The following is a 22,192-nucleotide window of genomic DNA, read 5'->3' on the forward strand; positions in this document are numbered from 1 at the left end:
TTTATAATGTGTTATAATACATAACAAGCTTAATCAAATCATTTTCTTTTTTTGGGTTTAATTTATTGTCTTTGGCAAACTTTTCAACTTCTTTTCCCTTGTCCTTAAATAACTTAAAGATGTGCTTCTTTTTATTAGGTACTTTTTTGGCTGAATAATCTTTAAATCCTAGAAATAATTCATCACTTTCTCTTTTAAATGTAGGAGGGATATAACTGTCATAGCCTGAGTGAGCCTCTTTCTCTTCATAGAACTTTATCCTTTCTTTGTTTAATAAACTCAATTCTTTTCCTAATGTAAGTACTACAAAAAACCCAGTTTTATTTTTCCCATGTTCTTCATAATTATAAGCTTTGTAAACTTTATTGTCATTTAAAAAAGTGACAGTATTGTCAAAAGATTTAGCAACTGTAAATTTTTTACCATTAGCATTAATTACTATTTGGTCTTGGTAAGCATTATAATTTGCAGAATAAATAGTTTTGTTATTAGAGAGTTTTGCAGGTGAAAACTCAGCATTAATATAAACATTACCTTTTACATCTTTGTCTCGTAAATCTGTTGTAGAAAGTAAGGTGGAGAAATCATGTAAGTTGGCAGTAGTCATTGTTTTTTCCCCTTCTGATAGTTGCCCGTTACTTGTTAGACTCCAAAAGAATAAAAAAACAATAGTTAAAATAATAGACTTAAACATTTTTTTATTTTTATAAATAAACATCAAAAATCGTTCCAGATATTACCCTTCTTTTTGTATTTCAACTGCGTGTGGGTAAGGAATTTCAATACCAGCTTTATCTAATGCTACTTTAACATTTTCGGTAGTTTCAAAATAAACATCCCAATAATGTTCAGGCGTACACCATGGCCTAACAGCAAAATTAACTGAACTATCTGCAAGCTCAGAAACATTTACAGTTGGTGCAGGATCTTTTAATACTTTATCATTGGTAGTTATGACACTCATTAAAACATCTTTTGTCTGTTTGATGTCAGAATCATAACCAACACCAAAGGTTAAATCAACTCTTAACTTACCTTCTTCAGTATAATTAACAATATTTCCGTTAGATAAGGTTCCGTTAGGTATAATTACTAATTTATTTGTTGGGGTTATAATTTTTGTTGTAAATATTTCTATCTCTTTTACTACACCTAATTCGCCTTGTGCTTCAATTAAATCACCAATTTTAATTGGCTTGAAAATCATTAGTAAAACACCACCAGCAAAATTTGAAAGCGAACCTTGTAATGCTAAGCCAACTGCTAAACCTGCCGCTGCTAAAATGGCTGCAAAAGAAGTCGTTTCAACACCTAATTTCGCAAGAATAGCAAGAATTAATAATATTTTCAGCGTCCAGCCTAATAGATTAAGTAAGAATTTTTGCAAGCTCTCATCGTAATCATTTTTGGTCATTACGTTACGAGCAACTTTAAGTAACTTTTTAATTATCCAAGAACCAATTATCCATATGACTATGGCTCCTATGATTGAGATACCATAAGTAGTTAAAAAAGTTGTTGCTTGATTCATTATATTTTCAAAATCCATAGTTTATTAATTTGATGATAGTAAAGTTATAATTAAGGCAAAAATAGCAGGTACAGATTGAATATAAAAAAGTTTGACTTTTTTTGTTGAATAGGCTCCATAAATTCCTGCAATAATAACGCAAGATAAAAAGAAAATTGCAATTTGATATGAAAAATTTTTGCTGATAATTGACCAAATTAATCCAGCTGCTAAAAACCCGTTATATAAACCTTGATTGGCAGCCAATACTTTGCTTTGTTCTGCAAACTCTTTTGTAAGACCAAATGCCTTTATTCCCTTGGGTTTTGTCCAGTAGAACATTTCTAATATCATAAAATACAAATGCAATATTGCTACAAGAGCTACCAGAAATATCTGAACCGTTTTCATTTTAAGAGAATTTCAATTTGCTCCAATGCTTTTTCAGCCTCATTTACTGGCATCTTACAAGTACCATCAATACAAACATAAAATGTAGTTTCACCTTCAGAATATTTATATTCTAATAAAGGCAATTTACTATCTGTTGTACTGCCAACTATCAATTTATTTGGAATGTATTTTTTATTGAATTCTTTTAGCCTTTCTTTGGCATCTTTACCAACAATAGCTATTTCGTAAAAATTACCTAAATAATTTGAATACAACAATAACCAATTAGAAGCTCCACCTCCATATTGTAAAACTTTATCCTTTACATTGTGTAACATTTGATCAGCATTTTTGGAATATGCTTGATTTGCAAAATAATGGCCTAACTTAAATAAATTATTAGCCATAATAGAATTTGAAGACGGGATTACATTATCATCCGTTTCAATTTTTCGGGTAATCAATTGGGAGTCGCTATCTGATGTGAAATAGAACATTTTACTCTTGTCGTCGTAAAAATTATCAAAACAATAGTCGGTCATTTTCTTTGCCTTATGCAACCATTTATCATCCAAAGTAATCTCGTGCAAACTTATAAAGGCATCTATTGTGGTAGCATAATCAATCAAATAGGCATTTATATTGCTTTTGCCATTTTTATAATTGCGGTATAAGCTGCCATCCTCTTTATGTTGCACTTTATCAATAAAATTAGCAGTTTTTAATGCTCTTTCTAAAAAGTGTTCATTATCAAAAACACGATAGGCATCAACATAACCTTTCAGTATTAAGGCATTCCATGAGGTCAGAATTTTATCATCTAATCTCGGGCGACTTTTTTGTTCTCTTGCTTTTAATAAAACTTCTTTCCAATAATTGACTTTTTTGGACAGTTCTTGTTCTGTAATTTGAAAATTTTCTAAAATGTCATCATTAAATCCAATACGATTTAAATGATACGTTTCATTTTCCCATTTGTAAGTATCGTTTACATTATAGTATGTTGCAAACAAATCAAAATCGTTTTTGAGTATATTATTTAACTCCTCTTTTTTCCAAACATAAAAAAGCCCTTCTTTTAATTCGCCATTTTCATCTTCGCTTACCGCATCAAGCGAAGAATAAAAAGCACCTGTTTTATCCATTAATTCACGTTCTACAAAGCGTATGGTTTCGTAAACAACTTGTTTGTATAATGGGTTTTTAGTTACTAAATACGCATTAGCATATAAACTAACCAATTGTCCGTTGTCGTAAAGCATTTTTTCAAAATGAGGTATGTGCCATTTTGCATCTACGGAATAACGTGCAAAACCACCGCCTATTTGGTCATATAAGCCACCATAGGCCATATTTGTTAATGTGGTATTTACGTAATCCATTATCTTGTCATCATTATTTTGAACCGCATACCGCAACAAAAATTGATAATTATTGGGCATTGGGAATTTAGGTGCACCAACACTTCCACCAAGGTCAGTATCCATGTACTTTTTCCAATTATCAACAATGGTATCGAGTTCTACGGTTGTATATTCTTTTTCAGAAGTATTAAGTGTAACTAAACCAGATTGTTCCACACCAGTAGTTAATTGTGCGGCATATTCTTCAATTTTATCAGGATTTTCCTTATGTAGTTTTATAATTTGTTCTAAAGCACTTTTCCAATTTTCTTTAGGCAAATAGGTGCTACCCCAAATAGGTCTGCCATCAGGCAAAGCAATACAATTTAACGGCCATCCCGCACTACCTGTCATTAGCTGTACTGCATTTATATATATTTGATCTACATCAGGTCTTTCTTCACGGTCAACTTTTATGTTGATAAAATTTTGATTCATTATGTTAGCAACAGTAGAGTCTTCAAAACTTTCACGTTCCATAACATGGCACCAATGGCAAGCTGCGTAACCAATGGAAATTAAAATCAATTTATTTTCTTTTTTTGCTAAAGCTAAGGTTTCATCATTCCAAGCATACCAATCAACAGGGTTGTGGGCGTGTTGTAACAAATAAGGACTTGTTTCATTTATTAGGTTATTGGTGTATTTATGTTCTTCTGTCATTTCTTTTTTGTTTTGCCTACCACAGCTTAACATAAGGTAAGCACATATAAATAAGGTAAAATATTTTTGAATCATATGGTTTTTTTCAAAGATGTGATAAAGATAGGGAATAATGGCAAGCAATGAAAAAGCTGTTTTGCCAAGTTGGATAAATCAAAAAAGGAAAGAAAAAAGCGTTTTGAACACATTTCAAAACGCTTTAGCTTTTTTCAGGCTATAAAAAATTTTATTTTACTTCAAAGGTAATTTTCACATTAACTCTGAATTCTTCAACATCACCATCTTTGACAACTGCACTTTGTGATTGCACAAATACTGATTTAATATGGTTTACACTTTTTGAAGCGTGTTTTACTGCTTTACGAGTTGCATCTTCCCAACTTTTATCAGAATTTGCCATTACTTCAATTACTTTCATTACTGCCATAATATTTGTTTTTAAATTTAATAAATAAGTGAATCGTAAATATACAAATTTATCCATTTAAAGCTACCACTTCCTCAATTTTATTAGGCAATAATTGCTTTAAAGTGGCCTCAATTCCATTTTTTAAAGTTATAGTAGACGAAGGACATCCGCTACAAGCACCTTGTAAAATAACACTGACCGTTTTGCTTTCTGTATTGTATGATTGAAACATAATATTACCACCGTCAGAAGTAACCGCAGGTTTTATATATTCATCTAAAATAGCTACAATTTCTTGAGAAATATCATCCAAATCCTCTGGCACAACAGTATTGATTTCAGCTTTTTCATTAACTTTAGGAGTATAGTTTTCGGTAATTATTGGTTTAGCTTCCGACAGGTATTTTTTTAAAAAATCGCGTAAAGCAGTTGTAATTTCAAACCATTCTACACTATTGTTTTTAGTAATAGAAATATAATTGTCAGAAATAAATACTTCTTTAACAAACGGAAAATCGAATAAGTCTTTAGCAATAGGTGCTTCATTGGCATCTTCTGGTACTATAACTTCAATGTTTTGTGATGACAACAATTTATTACTGACAAATTTCATTACAGCTGGATTTGGGGTGCTTTCAGCATAAACTTCAACAACCACTTGTTTGACTTCTTTATTGGTATTAAAGAGACTTTCGTTTACCGTAAGATAATTTTCAATAACACCCTTTAGCTCATCTTGAACATCCGACCACTCCACTATATTAAAACGTTCAACAGCAATAAAATTTGCGGTGACAAACACTTTTTTAACAAAAGGCAAATGAAACAATTGTTGTATAAAAGTCGAGTTTTTAACCTCTTCGACCGAATTGTATTCAAAGCTCCCTTCAGTTAAGATCCTGTTAGAGACAAACTTGATTATAGTTGGTGTTTTAGTACTTTCTATATTTATTTTTAACATCTTCAAATTAATTTATTACAAAAGTAATACTATATTTGATATCATCTAAATATAATCATTTGAAGAAAAATTACTTTTTTATTTTATTTTTTCTGTTTATATCTATTACCTGTTTAGCACAAAAAGAGGCTTCTCATTGGTATTTTGGTAGTAAAGCGGGGTTAGACTTTAGCTCTGGAGCTCCGATTGCAGATACCAATGGTGAATTGATTACTACCGAGGGTTGTGCAACAATATCCGATGTTAGCGGTAATCTTCTTTTTTATACCGACGGACGTTCTGTATGGAATAAAAATCATACTAGAATGCCTAGCGGTAGAGGTTTGTTAGGAAATTCTTCAAGCTCTCAATCTGCAATTATTGTTCCTAAGCCAGATGATGAAGCCATTTATTATATTTTTACTGTAGATTGGTCTGGAGGTGAAAATGGGCTAAATTACTATACTGTTGATATGACTTTAGATGGCGGTTTGGGTGATGTTGTTGGGACGAATAATTCGCCAAATGCGACATTATTATTAGCCTCTCCTGTAACTGAAAAAATTACTGCTGTTAAGGTAGAAAACGAAGAAGCTTTTTGGGTAATAACTTCAAAAGATGGACGGTTTAATGTTTTTAAAGTTAATCAGAACGGGGTGCAAACCACTCCAGTTGCAGGGAATACAGGTTTTGTAAATCCTGAAGATTTTAGGGGATATTTAAAGACTTCTCCAGATGGAAAACTATTAGTTTCCGCAAATATGTCTTCCGGCACTTTTTTATATGATTTTGATAGTGTTACGGGTAAAGTTTCCAACCAAAGAAGACTTAATTTATCAGGAGCATTTGGATATGGTGTCGAGTTCTCTCCTTTGAGTAAAAAGTTATACGTTTCTACTGGTAATTTTGGGAGAAATGGCCCATATGAAGAACTGTTATTACAGTTTAGAGTGGATATGGCTCAACCTACCGAGTTGAACATTAATGCTTCTCGATTTGAACTACATAGGTATGTAAACTCTAGAGCTGCTTTACAAGTGGGGCTTGACGGTAAAATTTACAGAACCATTGATAATGCTGCTTTTTTAGGCGTTATCAACAACCCTGATGGTGATGCCACGGCATCAGATTACAGGCATGAGTCAATCAATTTGGGAGGTAAATTTTCTACGCAAGGATTGCCTCCTTTTATTCAATCGTTTTTTGCGGCACTAATAACAGTAGAGAATCTTTGTTTGGGTAGTGAAACCAAATTTTCTATTGAGTCTAATGAACCAATCATATCTATTAAATGGGACTTTGGTGATGGATCGACTTCAACAGATTTAGAACCAGTTCATATTTATGCCTCTACCGGAGATTATGTGGTAAATGTTGATGTAACCACAGCTTCAGAAACTAAAACGATTACACAAACCATTACCATTTTTGATGTTCCTACAGTAAATACTCCAGTTGACCTTTTCCAATGTGATGATGATACCGACGGACTTACCACTTTTAATTTAAATGAAGCTGTTCCATTAATGTTTACAGATGATACTGATTTAACGATAAGGTTCTATCAAAATAGAACTGATGCCGAAGAAGGAGATTTTAATAAAGCCATTCAAAACCCAAGAGCCTTTTCTAATGCTCAAGCAACAAAAATCTATGCTCGAGTAGAAAACATCTATGAATGCGAGAATATTGCAGAAGTAAATTTAAAAGTATCTTCAACCACTATTGATGCTGATTTTTCTTTAATTGTAAACGAATGTGATAATGCTTCGGATGGTGATGATACAAATGGATTTACAACTTTTAACTTAAACGAAGCAACACAACCTGTTTTAGACCAATTGCCAGCAAATCAGAATTTAGAAGTCACCTATTATGAAACCATGGAAGATGGTTTGTCGGAAACCAATGCTATTAACCCTGAAAATTATAAAAATACAGTCGCATTTACGCAAAATTTAGTGGTTAGAATTGAAAGTAAAGACAATAACGAATGTTTAGGATTAGGCTATTTTGTTACATTACGGGTTAATGCTTTACCAGAATTTAATTTAGCTGACGAAGCCTTTGTTTGCTTAAACAAACCATCAGAACCAGTTACTGTAGTTGCTGAAAATCCTCAAGGTATATATAACTATCAATGGACAGACAACAGTGATAATCCTTTACCTGAAGGGAATACCGCTTTTTATAATTTTACCGAACCAGGTATTTATAAACTTACTGCTTTTGATACTACAACCAATTGCTCAAGAACAAAGTCAATTACGGTCGGAACTTCTAATATTGCTGCTTTTCAAAACTTTCAAGTGGAAGATGCTTTAGAAAATAATACGGTTACCGTAACTATTTCTGGTGAGGGAGAGTATGAGTATGCAATCGATGATGCTTTTGGATCCTATCAAGATTCTAACGTTTTTGAAAATGTTACCTCAGGAATACATACCATTTACATAAGAGATAAAAAAGGTTGTGGTACTATTGAAGAAGAAGTTTCAGTTATTGGTTTCCCTAAATTTTTCACTCCTAATGGTGATGGGTTTAACGATACTTGGCAAATAGATGGTGTAAGCTTTCAACCTGCATCACTCATTTATATTTTTGATAGGTTTGGTAAAGTGCTCACAAAAATTGACCCCGCTGGAGAAGGTTGGAATGGTAGGTACAGAGGTAAGTTATTGCCAGAATCTGATTATTGGTTTAAAGTGCAATTAGAAGATGGTAGAACGCTTAAAGGAAATTTTAGCTTAATCAGAAGATAAGCCCATAATGGGCATTTTAAAATAAAATGGTTAATAATAACCAAGATGAATAGTGAGAAATGAATAGGTTAGTGAAATTTTATGAGATGAAAGATTTAAAGAAAGGTTTACTATTTATATTTATAGCATTAAGCACTTTGGATATAAATGCTCAAGGTACATTGCCTATTTATTCTGATTATTTATCGGATAATGTTTTTTTGGTGCATCCTTCAGCTGCTGGTATCGGTAATTCAGCAAAGTTAAGGCTTACACATAGGCAGCAATGGTCAGATAATGAAGACGCCCCATCTTTGCAAACATTGAGTTATCATCAACGATTTGGAAAAAAAATGGCTTTGGGCGGATTATTTTTTAACGACAAAAACGGTTACCATTCACAATTGGGATTCCGAGCAACTTATGCGTATCATCTTAATTTTGGTAGAGACGATGCGTTGAACCAATTATCTTTGTCTTTGTCTGGATCATATGTTCAAAACAGTACGGATCAACGTAGTTTTACAGCTTTCGACCCTGTAATATCTCAGGTCATTGAATCGGATCATTATGTAAATGCTGATTTTAGTGCCGCTTATTTTAATTTAGATGGCTATGTCTACTTTACCGCAAAAAACTTATTATTAAATTCTAAAAACTCGGTTGATAATAATTACAGCTCTCTAAATTTAAGAACCTATTTACTAAACATGGGTTACTTTTTTGGATGGGAGAAAAGGTTTCAAGTAGAGCCCTCAGTAATGTTACAATATGTAGAAAAAACGGGTGAATTTAATGTTGATCTGAGTGCAAAAGTTTATAAATTATTAGATCGAAATAAACGTGTTTGGTTAGCTTTATCTTACCGACAAAGTTTAGATGGTAATAAATTGCAAGAGTTAAGCCAACTTACACCCATTGCTGGATTTGAAATTGACCGCTATTTAATTTCTTATACATATACCCATCAACTTAACAATATTACTTTTACTAATGGAGGTTTTCATCAATTTACATTGGGTGTAAATCTATTTCAAAAGCGACCAAAAGACCAAGGTTATATTCCGAGGTTTAACCCGTTTTTGTTTAAGAATGATAATTAGTTATTCAAAGTTTCCAGCTTCTCCACCAACAAATCTGTTCTTATAAAATCATTCACAGAAATGGAATGTATCGATTGCCCATCTTTATCATTTAACTTTCTGTTACCGTCCAAATCATTATTGGTTATAAAGTAAATGTTATTGGTTTCAGGGATATATTTCCAACCATGTAAATTTTCATTTTCTTTTGTAATTTTTGTAAAATTTTTACCATCATTCGTACTCAAATATAACGATGTAAAAGTTTCTTCTTTTTCGTTCTTTGGAAAAGAATCAATTATCTGATAAAGTGTTGTGTTTAATGATGGATTAAGGCTGTCTAATAACCGTTCATAAGAAATTATTTTAATTTCCTTTTTGGTTAAAATATGAGTTTCTTGTGTTTCTATATTCTGAAAAATTAAATTATCTAAATAATTATTATACCAATTTCCACTTTTATATAAACCTCTTTTTCTTTCTTGAATTTTATTGTCTCGTATTGAGAATACAATATAATTTGTACTATCAATAAGCATTGGTAAATCAGCCACAAGGTTTTTAGAAGTTTGTTTTTCTTCTTCTGATTTTTCAGAAAAAGTATTAATACTTACTCCATCAGTTGATTTTAGACAAGACGATAATAGCATTCCTAAAAATGCCATTATCATCAATAAATTATACTTCATTATTTTACCATTCATAATTTTTGCTTTTAGCTTGTCTTTTAATGGCTTCAACCATTACATTATCTAAACCTTTACTATTGTTTTTTTGCTTTTCGGCAACATATTTATTTCTTTTGGTGTTCAATTCCTGGATTTCCTTTTGAATTTCAGCACGTTTTTTACCTTGTTCCGCAACATAAGCTTTGATTTCCTTGTTAGATTTACCTTTAAGTTTTTCAGGTAAGGTTTTTTTATCCAATTTATCATAACTAAACCCCTCTTCTTTTTCGGCATCTACCAAGTCCCATGATGAATTGTTATAAATTCTAGAACTCTTGCTTACCGCTCTTTTAACCTCAACAACTTCGTCCAATTCCGAGGCATTACTATCTTGGACAGCTTGTAATCTCATTTTGTTTCTGCCATTTCCCCCAAAATAGATATAGGTATCGTTCAATTTTTTATTCAGTTTGATAATTACGTCATCATAAGGAGAAGCAATATGTACAATTTTTTCATCTTGGTTTATGGTCATATAATCGCCACCTGTTAGCTTAGCACCATCCTTCCACATGCCTGAAATTCCGTTCTGATAATTACCGCAAAAAATAGTATTTACCACAACATCTTGTTCTTTGGCTTGTGTTGCGGCATCTTTATAGTTTATTTTACCTTGAGTAAAAGGTTCGTTACCTGCAATAAAAATGATATTTAAATCTTTTTTATTTTTGCCCCATTCCAGTTCTTTTAAGGAAGTCATTATTACTTCGCCACAAAACTCGTTACCGCCATTTGTTTTTAAAGCGAATAGCTTTTCTGAAATCTCATCCAAATCAGAGCTAAATCCAATTACTTGTCGGATAAATCCTTCTTTCGAAGGAAGATTACTATTGCCATATTCATACAAAGCGATTTTCAAATCAGGGTTTTCATTATCACATTTAGCATAAGATAGTTCATTAACAATTTCCCATAATTGTGTTTTAGCTTGGTTTATTAGTCCATCCATTGAATTACTGGTGTCTAGTAACAATGCTACTTTTATCGTATTTTTTTTCTTTGGATGGTTTTCATTGGCAAAAGCAAAAAAGCTGTTAAGAGCCAACATTAAGATTAAAATTTTACTAATATTCTTCATTGTTTTTCGTTTTAAAATTCAGGGTAAAAGTAATGTCAACAAAAAGCGAAAAAAACTACAAATGAGTAAAGTGGATGTTTTAATGAGTGAAAAAGACTTTTAAAAAAGTGTATAGGGAATTTGTGGACAATTTAAGCCCCAAAAAGCTTGTTTTTAGCGTACTACCATTTTATAAAACCAATATTAGTATGTAGATTTACATCATATTAGAAACCTAATGAAGCGACAATTTTACATATTCATTATTTTATTTTTTGCGGCACTTTCCTTTATTCATGCTCAGGAAAACGAGAGGATAGCCCTTCCCAATAAGATATATTCAGATAGGGTTACAGACGAAAGCGGCACCCCATTAAGTGGTCTAACAGTACGTGTTAAAAGTAAAGGTTTAAAAACGACCACAGATGTCAACGGAGAGTTTTCTATTAATGCAAAAAATGGTGATGTGATTGAACTTAGTAAAAACGGCAAGGTTATCAACACATACAGATTGACAGGAAGTATCTATTATGAGGTACAAGACGAATCAGGAGTATTAGATAGGAAAGAGAGCAAAAAGGCTTGGTCGCCTTCTAAAATTAGAAAGCGAGAGGGTTCGGCTGAATTCCAAAAATTTATCGATTCGGCCAGTTATTATAAGAAGAGGAACCCCACCAAAAGTATAGATAAAATTAGAGAGGCTTTATTAATTGCTGATGACGATAATAACAAGAATCAACTTGCAGAATCTTATCATGTTTTAGGCGATGTTTATATGAACTTAAAACAGTTCGATCTTGCGGCAAGTAATTATAAGGTATCGGTTGATAATATTAAAAACACAACCGTTCATTTAAAATTGGCCGAGGCCTATTTGCTGAACAATAATTTCACAAAAAGCGAAACAGCGTACAAAACGGTTTTAAAAGGAAGAGGAATATCGGACACTCAAAAAATATCTGCATTTAAAGGATTGGGTGATGTGTATTTAAGGTTAAAAAAATCGAGTGCTGCAATAGTACAATACCGAAAGGCTTTAGAGTTAGCCCAAAAACAAAAAAACACGGCTCAAATAACGGAGCTGAACACAAAAATTTCCAATGCTTTTGAGGTGGAAGGTAATATCATCCAAGCGGAGCAGTTTTTGAATTTGGCAAAAACCAATGTTAAGACTCAGAGCCCTAAAGAAGAAGCCATCCAAAGTCAACGAGCTGCTGAATTTTACAGCCGTAACAATAATGTTGATAAAGAAGTAGAGCAAAGAAAACAAACCTTAAAAAATTTAGAAGAAGCTGACCTAGAAGAGGTTGTAAGTGAAGATGTTGTCTTAAACAAGCCTAAAGCTAAACTCGATTTGGGTAATGCCTTATTAAAGCAGAATAATTTAGGAGAAGCTATTCCTATTTTGGAACAAAGTGCGGATGAGGCCGAAAAAAACGATGATATCTTTACACAAAAAGATGCTGTACAACGTCTTTCTGAGGCTTATGCATCCTTGGGAGACGACAACAAAGCATTGAGCAATTATCAGAAATTTGTGTCTTTGATTGATGAAATCTACCAACAAAAAGAAGCTGAAATAGCAAGAATAGCAACCCTAAATCGAGATTTGTCTGAAAAGCAAAATAGAATTACGAGTTTGGAAAAAGACAGAGAACTTTCAGAGAGTAAATATCAATTAAATCAAACAGAGAATAGATTAACTATTGAAAACGATCGGCGTCAAAAAATTATTATTTATGCACTTTTGGGTGGATTACTGCTGCTCTTATTTTCTTTGTTTTGGATGCTACGAAGCAACAAGCAACGTCGCTTGGCAAATAATCTTTTAGCGTTAAAATCGTTGCGAACGCAGATGAATCCGCATTTTATTTTTAATGCATTAAATTCTGTAAATAGTTTTATAGCACAAAACGATGAACGTACTGCAAATAGGTATCTGACCGATTTTTCTACCTTAATGCGAAGTGTACTGAACAATTCCGAAGAAGATTTTATTTCACTGGAAAATGAAATTGAGTTGTTAGAGCTATATTTAAAATTAGAACACTCTCGTTTTAAGGATAAGTTTGATTATGAATTGACTGTCGATAAGAACATTGACCAAGGACAGTTTCAAATTCCGCCAATGTTATTACAACCCTATGTGGAAAACGCCGTGTGGCATGGATTACGCTATAAAAAGGAGAAAGGATTTTTAAAAGTGAGTTTAGACAAAGTAGATGAAGAAACCATAAAGATCGAAATATCGGATAATGGAATTGGTAGAGCAAAGTCTAAAGCGTTGAAAACCGAACATCAGAAAAAGCAAAAGTCAAAAGGAATGCAAAATATTAAACAACGTATAAAGATATTAAACCAAATGTACAAAGACAAGGTGGATGTTTTTATCAAAGACATGTACGATGATAAAACAGGAACTAAGGTGGTGTTAACTTTAAAGAAAGATCAATGACCAAAAACAACCTAAAAACCATAATAGTAGAAGACGAACAGACCAGTAGGGAAATCCTAAAAAATTACCTGCAAAAATACTGTCCAACAGTTGAGATTGTTGGTGAAGCTGAAAATATTGACGAAGCTCTTGTTTTGATTCGAAATAATGAGTTGGATTTGGTGTTTTTAGATGTGGAAATGCCCTATGGTAGTGGGTTCGATTTACTTGAAAAATTGGGAAACACAACTTTTGAAGTCGTTTTTGTTACCGCTTACAACCAATATGCCATAGAAGCACTAAACAAACATGCTTCTTATTATTTGCTAAAACCTATTTCCATTGACGAACTGATTAAAGCCGTTGATTATGTAACCACGCTAAGAACTAAAGAAAGTGAATTACAGAACGTCGGTTTAGTTCCAAAAATAAAAGCGAATGAAGGCAAAATAACCATTCCTACACAAGAAGGTTTTGAGGTGTTAGAAATGAAAAATATTATGTACTGCAAGGCCGATGATAACTACACGGAACTTTTTTTAGAGAATAATCATAAAAAATTGGTCAGCAAAACCTTAAAATATTTTGAAAATATATTAAAAGATAGCGGATTTGCACGTATCCATAAATCATATATGGTAAATGTATCTTATATTGCATCATACAAAAAAGGAAAAGGAGGCACAGTTACGTTGGCAAACGGAAAGGAATTAAGTGTTTCTGCCTCTAAAAAAGCAGATTTTTTATCTTATTTTAAATGATTATCAAAAAACTTAACGGAAAAGAGCCTCAGTTCGGAAATGATTGTTTTATTGCCGAAAATGCTGTTATTATAGGTGCTATTGAAATGGGAAACCAATGCAGTATTTGGTATAATGCAGTGTTGCGTGGTGATGTACACTACATAAAAATGGGCAACAAGGTAAATGTACAAGACGGAGCAGTGGTACATTGTACCTACGAAAAAAGTCCAACAAATATCGGTAATAATGTTTCCATAGGACATAATGCCATTGTACATGGGTGTACCATTCACGACAATGTTTTAGTAGGTATGGGCAGTATTATTATGGATGATTGTATTGTGGAAAGCAATTCAATTATTGCTGCAGGAGCAGTTGTTACCAAAGGAACAAGAGTTGAATCTGGGAGTATTTACGCGGGTACTCCAGCAAAAAAAATAAAAGATATATCTGAGGAGCTTATTTCCGGAGAAATAGATAGAATAGCTAATAATTATGTAAAATATTCAAGTTGGTATAAATAACTAAAACTTAAATCAGTGCGTAAAATTTTAATCCTAATTGGTCTTATTATGTTGGTTTCCTGTAAAAAAAAGGAACAAAAACTTGAACAGACTAATACAATTTCAGAAAAAAATTATGACGAAATTGAACAGCTTAAATGGCTTGTTGGTAAATGGACTAACATTACAATAGATCAACAATCTTATGAAACTTGGGCTCAATTAAATGATAGTACGTTAACTGCGTATGCTTACACAACAGTATTAAAAGATACTGTTTTTCAAGAAAATATGACAGTACAACAAAAACCTGAAGGTTTATTTTTAGTTGTAAGTGTACCTAATCAAAACGAAGAAAAACCTGTTACTTTTAACTTCTCGCCCAGAGAAAACAATGTATTTACATTTGTTAATGAGCAACACGATTTTCCCAATAAAATATCCTATACAAATCCGGTAAAAGATTCTATACATGCTTGGATTGAAGGAAAAATTGATAGTACATATCGGAAAATGGACTTTTATTTTAAAAGAAGTAATTAATGCAAAAAACCCTTGCTATAATCTTAATAAGTATAGTTTTATCAAATTGTAAAACCGTAAAAACAACTTCGAAAAAACAATTACAGCTTAAATTCTTGGATGAATATGTAGCACCTAAAAATATATTCGTTGAAGGAACTTTAGTTGGTGGTTTGTCCGGAATTGATTATGCAAACGGAAAGTATTACTTGGTTTGTGATGATGCTTCAAACCCCAGATATTATCAAGCGAATATTAGCATTAACAATTCAAAAATAGATACTGTGATGTTTACCAATGTTGTAAAAATTAAAGATAGCACTCAGTATTTAGATTTAGAAGCAATACGATTTGATAAAAATTCTAACCAAGTTGTAGTTACCAGTGAAGGTATTATTAACCTTCAAAAAGACCCTTCTTTTTTTAGTGTAGGCTCAAATGGGATAATTAATCATTTTTATAAAATTCCAGCAGCTTTAAAAGCATTAAGCAAACAAAAACCAAGAAATAATGGTACTTTAGAAGGGTTGACAATTAGTTACGACAAAAAAGGATATTGGATTGCAATGGAGTTGCCTCTAGAAGCTGATGGTCCTGAGCCTAAAGTAACCGAGACAAAATCTCCCGTTAGAATTACTTACATAGATGCCAAAACTCAAAGACCTACCAAACAATTTGCTTATTTGCTGGATAAAATTGCTAAAAAACCCAAAGGAAACTTTGCTGTAAATGGATTAACGGATTTAATAGAATACGAGAAAGATAAATTTATAGTAATTGAGCGTAGTTTTTCTAGCGGTATGGGCACACTAGGCAATACGGTTAAATTATTTAAGATTGATGCTTCTAAAGCTACAAATACACTTACAACAAACAGCCTAAAATATGTAAATTATTTAGCAGCAAAAAAAGAATTGCTATTTGATTTTGAAACGGTTAGAGGTTTGCTAACTGATAACATTATTGATAATATTGAGGGTGTTTCATTAGGGCCAACATTAAAAAATGGTAACAAAACACTGATTTTAGTAGCAGATAATAATTTCAACAAATTGGGGTTGCAATTAAATCAGTTTGTTTTATTAGAAATTTTAAATTAAGTGTAATCATTTAAAATCTTTTATCTCTTTGTCATTAAATCTTCGAAAATCACATTTCGTTTTTTAACATAAATTTTTAGATTTTTTTGTAGGATGATATGAAAAAAGTTGTATATTAGCAGTCTACTTAGAAAGGGTTTTGCCTTTTCTTTTTTGGGTGTTTTCATAAGTGTTTAGCGACAAAAATAATACCCCAAAACTCTAGACAGCTAAGTTTACTTAGCTGTCTTTTTTTATAGAGTATTCTGAATTTAATAGTGCAATTAGAATTTTAAAAATCCTACTATAGCTGAAGGGCTTATTTTTTTCACAATTCCAGACAAAGTATTTATGTCAGCATTGCTATATAGTTTATGAGAAGGGGCTTCTATATTAGTATTTACTATTTTATTTTTTTGAAGAATGTTTTTGGTTTGTCTTGCAACGGCTTCACCAGAATCGATTATAATAACAGCATCACCTACTATTTTTTTTATTTGAGGAATTAGAAATGGATAATGGCTACAACCCAGTACCAAATAATCTATTTTTTTTTGGAGCATAGGTTGCAAATAGTGTTGTAAAAGCTGTTCCATTTTTTTACCGTTAATTTGATTGCTTTCAATTAAAGGTACCAGACCTTCGCCAATGGTTTCAACAACCGTAATTCCCTCCGTAAATTTTTGAGAAGTACTATGGAATAATTCACTACTTAGTGTTCCTTTAGTAGCTAAAATTCCAATAGCATTGGTATTGGTTCGTAGTGCAGCGGGTTTTATTGCTGGTTCAATACCGATAAAAGGCACGTCGTAATTTGCCCTAAGATAATCTATTGCATTTGTTGTTGCAGTATTGCAAGCAACTACTATAAGTTTACATCCTTTATCTAAAAGTAGTTCAGTGTTTTTTACGCTCAAGTCTATAATTTCTTGTTTAGACCTTTCGCCGTAAGGGGCATTTTTACTGTCGGCAAGATAAATAGTGTTCTCATAAGGTAGCTCTTGAATCAACGCTGTCCATATAGAAACACCACCGACTCCAGAATCAAAAACGCCAATAGGATTTGTAGCAACCATAATACAAATATAAGGGAATGGATTATGAACCCTTACTAATTAAAACAAAAAAATCCTGTCGGTAAGACAGGATTTTTATAATATAATCTATTAAGAATAATCTTATTTATATACCTAATTTAGCTTTTACATCTGCCATAAGATCTGTTCCTTTAAAAACAACTAAACCTTTACCTGGTGTAGAGTCTAAAACATACTCAATACCTTTTGCTGCAGCAACATCATCAATTGCTTTTTGAGCTTTTTCAGCAATAGGCTTGTACAAATCAAACTCTTTTTTTTGTACTTCCTCTCGAGCAGTTTGCTGGTACATTTGCAATTTACGTTGTATTTCTTGTACTTCTTGTAATCTTTTTTGATTCTCGGCATCCGTCTGAGTGGGTGCTTCTTGATCATATTTTTGCATTTTGTTTTGTAGCTCATTAGTTTGCTGCTTAAAATCAGCATCGTAGGCCTGAACCACTTTTTTAAGTTCATCTTGCATTTGTTTGGTTTCTGGCATTGCAGCAACCAACTCGTCGGTATTAATATGTGCTACTTTTTGTGCATTTACGGTCATAGCTCCTAAAAATAATACACTTGCTAATAGTAGATTTTTAAATAGTTTCATTTTTGTTTAATTTATTAATTATTGTTTTTATTTCTATTACTTGTCATCCCGAGGTTGGAGGGATCTTTTTAATTGTTACCTCTTTTATTCTATTACTGTTTTGTTTTAGTTGTATCTTGTTTTTGCTTTACTTTTTCTTCTCTTTCTTTCTTTTGCTTAGCAATTTCATCTAAACGTTTTTGACGAGCTTCTTGTTTGGCTTTTATAGCTTCTGCTCTTTTTTTAGCCTTAGCTTCGTTTTGTAATCTTATTTTTTCTCGTAAAGCATCATTTTTTGTTTTTCTTTCTTCAGCTTTTGTTTTGGCTATTTCTTCTTTTGCCGCTTGAGCTTCTGTACGTTCTACTTTTTTTTCTGCAATAGCTTTTACTTTTCTGCCTTTTACTATCTTACTTAACACCAATTCGCTAATATCGTATTTACCATTTGAATACAGCATAATTAACTCACTAGATTTGTCAAAAACAATGTCGTATTTTTTCGCTACGGCTATTTCTTGTACGGCATTGTAAATCTGATCTTGCACCGGTTTAACTAACTGCTGACGTAAAAAGAACATATCTCCATTAGGACCAAAATAAGCAGCTTGCAAATTTTTCAGATCCAATTCTTTAATTTCAATATCTTCTTGTTTTTCATTAACTAAATCGTCGGTAAGCAATGCTTTTTCGTTACTTAAATCCGTTTTTAAAGTTTCAATTTCACTTTTAATAGCATCCAGTTTTTGTTGCCAAGTAATTACTTTGGCTTTTAGTCTAGATTCTGCCTCAACATATTCAGGTACATTATCTAGAATGTACTGCATGTCTATATACGCTATTTTCTGTGGCTTTTGGGCTACAATTATAGTACTTACAAATAATGCCAGTATAAAAATTATTTTACGTATCATAGTGCAATGTGTATTTAGAAAAAACCGTGCCAAAGTAAAATATGTTGCAAATGTACTAATTTAGTTTAGAATTGTTGGCCGATAATAAAATGTACGGATTGTCCTGGTGTAAATAGATCGGTATCGAAGCCTTTCGCAAAATCTATACCCAATAAACCAAAGGCCGGCATATGTATTCTAATTCCCGCTCCTGCAGAACGTTTCAAATCAAAAGGTTGGAAATTATCAAATCCGTCATATGCTTTACCACCTTCTAAGAAACCTAAAACATAAATAGACGCCGTTGGTTTTAAGGTTATAGGATACCTGAGTTCTAATGAAAACTTATTATAAATTGTACTACCTAAGTTAGAAGACAGACTGTTATTTTCATAACCACGTAAACCTACAGTAGTTCTCCCGTCAAATTGACCAGAAGCTAAACCATCTCCACCTAAGTAAAAACGTTCAAAAGGCGAAACACCTAACTTGTTGTTATAAGCACCTAAGAAACCAAACTCAACATTAGACATCAATACAAGTTCTTTCTGAGGTTTACCCATTATCTTACTGTACCACTTACCGCTAAAGTTTAATTTATAATATTCAAGTAATTTGAACTTTTCTGCAGATGTTAAATTTGAATAATCTTTATCTTTACTATCAAATAAAGAATAAGGAGGTGTTATTTTAGCACCAATACTAAATGTTGAGCCGAATGTTGGGAATATAGGGTTGTAACCAGCAGAACTTCTACTTAAGTTCAGACCTAACGATAGGTTATTTGAAACTCCATTGTTAAACCCAAAAGTACCTAAAAAGAAATTATCTAAATTGAATCGCTGGTAGCTAATGGCTGTTGACAAAGTAAAATAATCATCAGGCCATTTTAAACGCTGATTTAAAGCTATTGTAGCACCAATGATGTTTAGTTTCTGGTCTTTATCTACTTTTCTTGTTCGGTAATTATAACTAAACTGACTAGAACTATAGACAGAAAATGAAAGCGATTTTGGTTTTTTACCACCAAACCATGGCTCAGTAAATGATAAACTATATGAATTTGAAAAACGACTGGCTTGTGCCCTTAATGCAACACTCTGACCATCACCTCTAGGCACGGGTTTGTACTCACTGCCGTTAAATAGATTTTTTATGGAAAAATTACTAAAAGACAAGCCCAATGTACCGATAAAAGTGCTACCCCCAAATCCACCTTGCAATTCTATTTGACTGGCTCCTTTTTCAACCACACTATATTCAATGTCAACGGTTTTGTCGCCATAATTTGGTTGTACATCAGGTACAATACTTTCCGGATCTATATACGGTAATTGACCTACTTCTCTAATAGTACGTATAATATCTTCTCTACTAAACAAACTTCCAGGCATGGTACGCATTTCTCTCAGCAATACATGGTCGTTGGTTACCTCATTGCCTACCAAGGTAATTTTTCTAATAGTAGCAGGTTCATCTTCTCTAATTCTAATTTGTATGTCTATAGTGTCATTTTTTACTCTAGTTTCAACAGGTACAACACTAGAGAATAAATAACCGTTGTTTAAATAGTAGTTGGTAATGTCTTGTGAGTCTGGTGAACCATCTCCTTTTATACGTTCGTTTAATAACTTACCATTATAAACATCCCCTTTTTCCAGCCCTAAAAACTGTTGCAAAACGGTATCGGTATAAACCGTGTTCCCCAAAAACTCAATATCACCAAAATAATACTTCTTACCTTCGTTTACCGTAATATCTAAATTAATCGTATTATCATCGTTCCAAGAAATGGAATCTTTTAAAACTTGAGCATCACGATACCCTTTTTCTTGATACTTCTCAACCAATCTTTCTAAATCAGTATTGTACTCTTCCTCAATATATTTAGAAGGTTTCCAAAAACGATAAAACTTTTTTTGCTTGGTTTTTTTTAGGAATTTTTTTAATCGCTTGTCTGCAAATTTTTCATTGCCCTTAAAGCGTAAGTTTTTAATTTTAATTTTTTCACCTTTATCTATAACCACTAATGCTTTTTCCGCGTTGTTATCGGTTGTATCTATTTTGGTATTGATGGTTACTTTTGTTTTTAAGAAACCTTTATCAACATATTTCTTTTTAATATAGTTTTTTGTGGTTGTTAACAGGTTTTCTGTGAGCATAGCTCCTTTTTTAAACTCTGTTTCTTTGATGAGTTCTTCACCTTTATTCTTTCTAATGCCCTCTACCGTAACCGAACTTATTTTTGTAAGTTCTTGTACATCAAATTCTAGATATATAGTATTGTCATCAATATTAGTAACATACACATCAACGTTGCTAAATAGTTTGGAGTTCCATAGTTTTTTTATGGCGGCAGTTAATTTGTCTCCTGGTATTTTAATAGGCTGACCTACACTTAACTCAGAAAAAACAGTAATAGATTGGTCTGAAAATTGTTGATTCCCTTTTACGGAGATGCCACCTAATATATAGTTGTTTACTTTTCTAAAGTTAATATCTTCTAAGCTAATCTTTTTTTGGGGAATGGTGTCAGCAGCTTTTGTAGCTAAACTATCTATTGCCGAAGGAGTTATTATTGTATCTGTATTTTTGGTTATTTTGGGGATGTCTTGTGCATTACTAAGTAATGCAGTTAACATAAATACTAAGAGTATTAGGGTGACTTTTAGTTTTTTAATCATTATCATTTTGAATTTGTTCGCTAATTTTTCCAAAGCGTCTTTCTCTATGTTGAAATTCTAAAATTGCTTTAAAAAAATCTTCTTTTCTAAAATCGGGCCATAATACATCTGTAAAGTACAATTCAGCGTAGGCAATTTGCCACAATAAAAAATTACTGATGCGTTTTTCGCCACTGGTCCGTATCAAAAAATCAACATCGGGCAAAGTAAATGTATATAAATGATTATTTATAATTTTTTCGTCAATTTCTTCAATTGAAAGTTGCTTATTAACAACTTTTTTAGAAATATTTTTAATTGTATTAACAATTTCCTCTCTTGAACCATAGCTTAAAGCTAAATTTAAGACCATTTTATTATTATTCTTTGTCAATTCAATTACTTCCTGCAATTCTTTTTGAGCTTTTTTTGGTAAGTTTTGAGTTTGCCCAATAGTTTGTAGTTTAATATTGTTTTTTTGAAATGTTTCTAATTCATCTTTTAACGAACTAACCAAAATTTTCATTAATGCTTTCACCTCAGATTTAGGTCTGTTCCAGTTTTCTGTAGAAAAAGCATATAAAGTAAGTACTTCAATACCTATTTCGGCAGCAGCTTCAACAGTTTGTTTTACAGCTTTTACGCCGTTGCGATGCCCAAATACCCTCAACATGCCTTTTTGTTTGGCCCAGCGTCCGTTACCATCCATTATTACGGCAACGTGCTTAGGGGTTTTGTGAGTGTTTATTTGAGTTAATGTATTCATT

General features: G+C 32.3%; 20 protein-coding genes. 7 read left to right on the forward strand and 13 right to left on the reverse strand.

The window, feature by feature from the left end; all coding sequences use genetic code 11:
- Position 1 precedes the first annotated feature (1 nt).
- The 6 genes from U5A88_RS00865 to U5A88_RS00890 all read right to left on the reverse strand — a co-directional run bounded on the left by U5A88_RS00865 (position 2) and on the right by U5A88_RS00890 (position 5,339).
- A complete protein-coding gene (locus U5A88_RS00865) occupies positions 2 to 694 on the reverse strand; it encodes a hypothetical protein (protein WP_354203149.1) in 693 nt (230 codons plus the stop codon).
- Between the two features lie 42 nt (positions 695 to 736).
- Complete coding sequence (locus tag U5A88_RS00870) at positions 737 to 1,549, reverse strand: mechanosensitive ion channel family protein (RefSeq protein ID WP_354203150.1); 813 nt, start codon at positions 1,547 to 1,549, stop codon at positions 737 to 739.
- 6 nt (positions 1,550 to 1,555) lie between these two features.
- Positions 1,556 to 1,921, reverse strand: a complete 366-nt coding sequence (locus U5A88_RS00875) for a DUF1304 domain-containing protein (protein ID WP_354203151.1) — start codon at positions 1,919 to 1,921, stop codon at positions 1,556 to 1,558.
- The gene (locus U5A88_RS00880; protein ID WP_354203152.1) at positions 1,918 to 3,969 is read right to left on the reverse strand and encodes a thioredoxin domain-containing protein; all 2,052 of its coding nucleotides are present in this window, start codon (positions 3,967 to 3,969) and stop codon (positions 1,918 to 1,920) included. The genes U5A88_RS00875 and U5A88_RS00880 overlap by 4 nt, the downstream gene beginning before the upstream one ends.
- Before the next feature lie 226 nt (positions 3,970 to 4,195).
- Positions 4,196 to 4,396, reverse strand: coding sequence for a dodecin family protein (locus U5A88_RS00885; protein ID WP_354203153.1), 201 nt, complete (start codon positions 4,394 to 4,396; stop codon positions 4,196 to 4,198).
- 49 nt (positions 4,397 to 4,445) lie between these two features.
- Positions 4,446 to 5,339: a NifU family protein gene (locus U5A88_RS00890; protein WP_354203154.1), complete on the reverse strand. Its 894-nt coding sequence runs from the start codon at positions 5,337 to 5,339 to the stop codon at positions 4,446 to 4,448.
- A gap of 59 nt (positions 5,340 to 5,398) precedes the next feature.
- Between U5A88_RS00890 and U5A88_RS00895 the strand changes: the two genes are divergently transcribed.
- Together U5A88_RS00895 and U5A88_RS00900 are read left to right on the forward strand one after the other, a co-directional pair.
- Positions 5,399 to 8,080: a T9SS type B sorting domain-containing protein gene (locus U5A88_RS00895; RefSeq protein WP_354203155.1), complete on the forward strand. Its 2,682-nt coding sequence runs from the start codon at positions 5,399 to 5,401 to the stop codon at positions 8,078 to 8,080.
- 86 nt (positions 8,081 to 8,166) lie between these two features.
- Complete coding sequence (locus U5A88_RS00900) at positions 8,167 to 9,162, forward strand: PorP/SprF family type IX secretion system membrane protein (RefSeq protein ID WP_354203156.1); 996 nt, start codon at positions 8,167 to 8,169, stop codon at positions 9,160 to 9,162.
- On the opposite strand, the gene U5A88_RS00905 is transcribed toward U5A88_RS00900, so the two are convergent.
- Both U5A88_RS00905 and U5A88_RS00910 read right to left on the reverse strand, forming a co-directional pair.
- On the reverse strand, positions 9,159 to 9,845 hold the full coding sequence (locus tag U5A88_RS00905; protein WP_354203157.1) for a hypothetical protein: 687 nt from the start codon (positions 9,843 to 9,845) through the stop codon (positions 9,159 to 9,161). The genes U5A88_RS00900 and U5A88_RS00905 overlap by 4 nt on opposite strands.
- Positions 9,835 to 10,947, reverse strand: a complete 1,113-nt coding sequence (locus tag U5A88_RS00910) for a vWA domain-containing protein (protein ID WP_354203158.1) — start codon at positions 10,945 to 10,947, stop codon at positions 9,835 to 9,837. The genes U5A88_RS00905 and U5A88_RS00910 overlap by 11 nt, the downstream gene beginning before the upstream one ends.
- A gap of 217 nt (positions 10,948 to 11,164) precedes the next feature.
- Here U5A88_RS00910 and U5A88_RS00915 point away from each other — a divergent pair, with 217 nt between their 5' ends.
- From U5A88_RS00915 to U5A88_RS00935, 5 genes are read left to right on the forward strand one after another with little or no spacing between them, the layout of a single operon-like run.
- Entirely contained in the window at positions 11,165 to 13,381 is a 2,217-nt protein-coding gene (locus tag U5A88_RS00915) for a tetratricopeptide repeat-containing sensor histidine kinase (RefSeq protein ID WP_354203159.1), read from the forward strand.
- Complete coding sequence (locus U5A88_RS00920; RefSeq protein ID WP_354203160.1) at positions 13,378 to 14,121, forward strand: LytR/AlgR family response regulator transcription factor; 744 nt, start codon at positions 13,378 to 13,380, stop codon at positions 14,119 to 14,121. The genes U5A88_RS00915 and U5A88_RS00920 overlap by 4 nt, the downstream gene beginning before the upstream one ends.
- Positions 14,118 to 14,627, forward strand: a complete 510-nt coding sequence (locus tag U5A88_RS00925; protein WP_354203161.1) for a gamma carbonic anhydrase family protein — start codon at positions 14,118 to 14,120, stop codon at positions 14,625 to 14,627. Before U5A88_RS00920 ends, U5A88_RS00925 begins: the two co-directional genes overlap by 4 nt.
- 15 nt (positions 14,628 to 14,642) lie before the next feature.
- Positions 14,643 to 15,149, forward strand: coding sequence for a DUF6265 family protein (locus U5A88_RS00930; protein WP_354203162.1), 507 nt, complete (start codon positions 14,643 to 14,645; stop codon positions 15,147 to 15,149).
- Positions 15,149 to 16,228 carry an esterase-like activity of phytase family protein gene (locus U5A88_RS00935; protein ID WP_354203163.1) on the forward strand — a complete coding sequence of 360 codons (1,080 nt, stop codon included), beginning with the start codon at positions 15,149 to 15,151 and terminating at the stop codon, positions 16,226 to 16,228. The genes U5A88_RS00930 and U5A88_RS00935 overlap by 1 nt, the downstream gene beginning before the upstream one ends.
- A 263-nt stretch (positions 16,229 to 16,491) precedes the next feature.
- Here U5A88_RS00935 and murI read toward each other — a convergent pair whose 3' ends face one another.
- From murI to U5A88_RS00960, 5 genes are all read right to left on the reverse strand, one after another.
- Positions 16,492 to 17,283, reverse strand: coding sequence for a glutamate racemase (murI, locus tag U5A88_RS00940; protein ID WP_354203164.1), 792 nt, complete (start codon positions 17,281 to 17,283; stop codon positions 16,492 to 16,494).
- Between the two features lie 106 nt (positions 17,284 to 17,389).
- Positions 17,390 to 17,893, reverse strand: coding sequence for an OmpH family outer membrane protein (locus U5A88_RS00945; RefSeq protein WP_354203165.1), 504 nt, complete (start codon positions 17,891 to 17,893; stop codon positions 17,390 to 17,392).
- A 92-nt stretch (positions 17,894 to 17,985) separates the two neighbouring features.
- Positions 17,986 to 18,783 carry an OmpH family outer membrane protein gene (locus tag U5A88_RS00950; protein WP_354203166.1) on the reverse strand — a complete coding sequence of 266 codons (798 nt, stop codon included), beginning with the start codon at positions 18,781 to 18,783 and terminating at the stop codon, positions 17,986 to 17,988.
- Positions 18,784 to 18,848: 65 nt separating this feature from the next.
- The gene (bamA, locus tag U5A88_RS00955; RefSeq protein WP_354203167.1) at positions 18,849 to 21,446 is read right to left on the reverse strand and encodes an outer membrane protein assembly factor BamA; all 2,598 of its coding nucleotides are present in this window, start codon (positions 21,444 to 21,446) and stop codon (positions 18,849 to 18,851) included.
- Positions 21,439 to 22,191, reverse strand: coding sequence for an isoprenyl transferase (locus U5A88_RS00960; protein ID WP_354203168.1), 753 nt, complete (start codon positions 22,189 to 22,191; stop codon positions 21,439 to 21,441). The genes bamA and U5A88_RS00960 overlap by 8 nt, the downstream gene beginning before the upstream one ends.
- Position 22,192: the final 1 nt, after the last annotated feature.

The sequence above is a fragment of the Aureibaculum sp. 2308TA14-22 genome (assembly GCF_040538665.1).
Taxonomy (GTDB): Bacteria; Bacteroidota; Bacteroidia; order Flavobacteriales; family Flavobacteriaceae; genus Aureibaculum.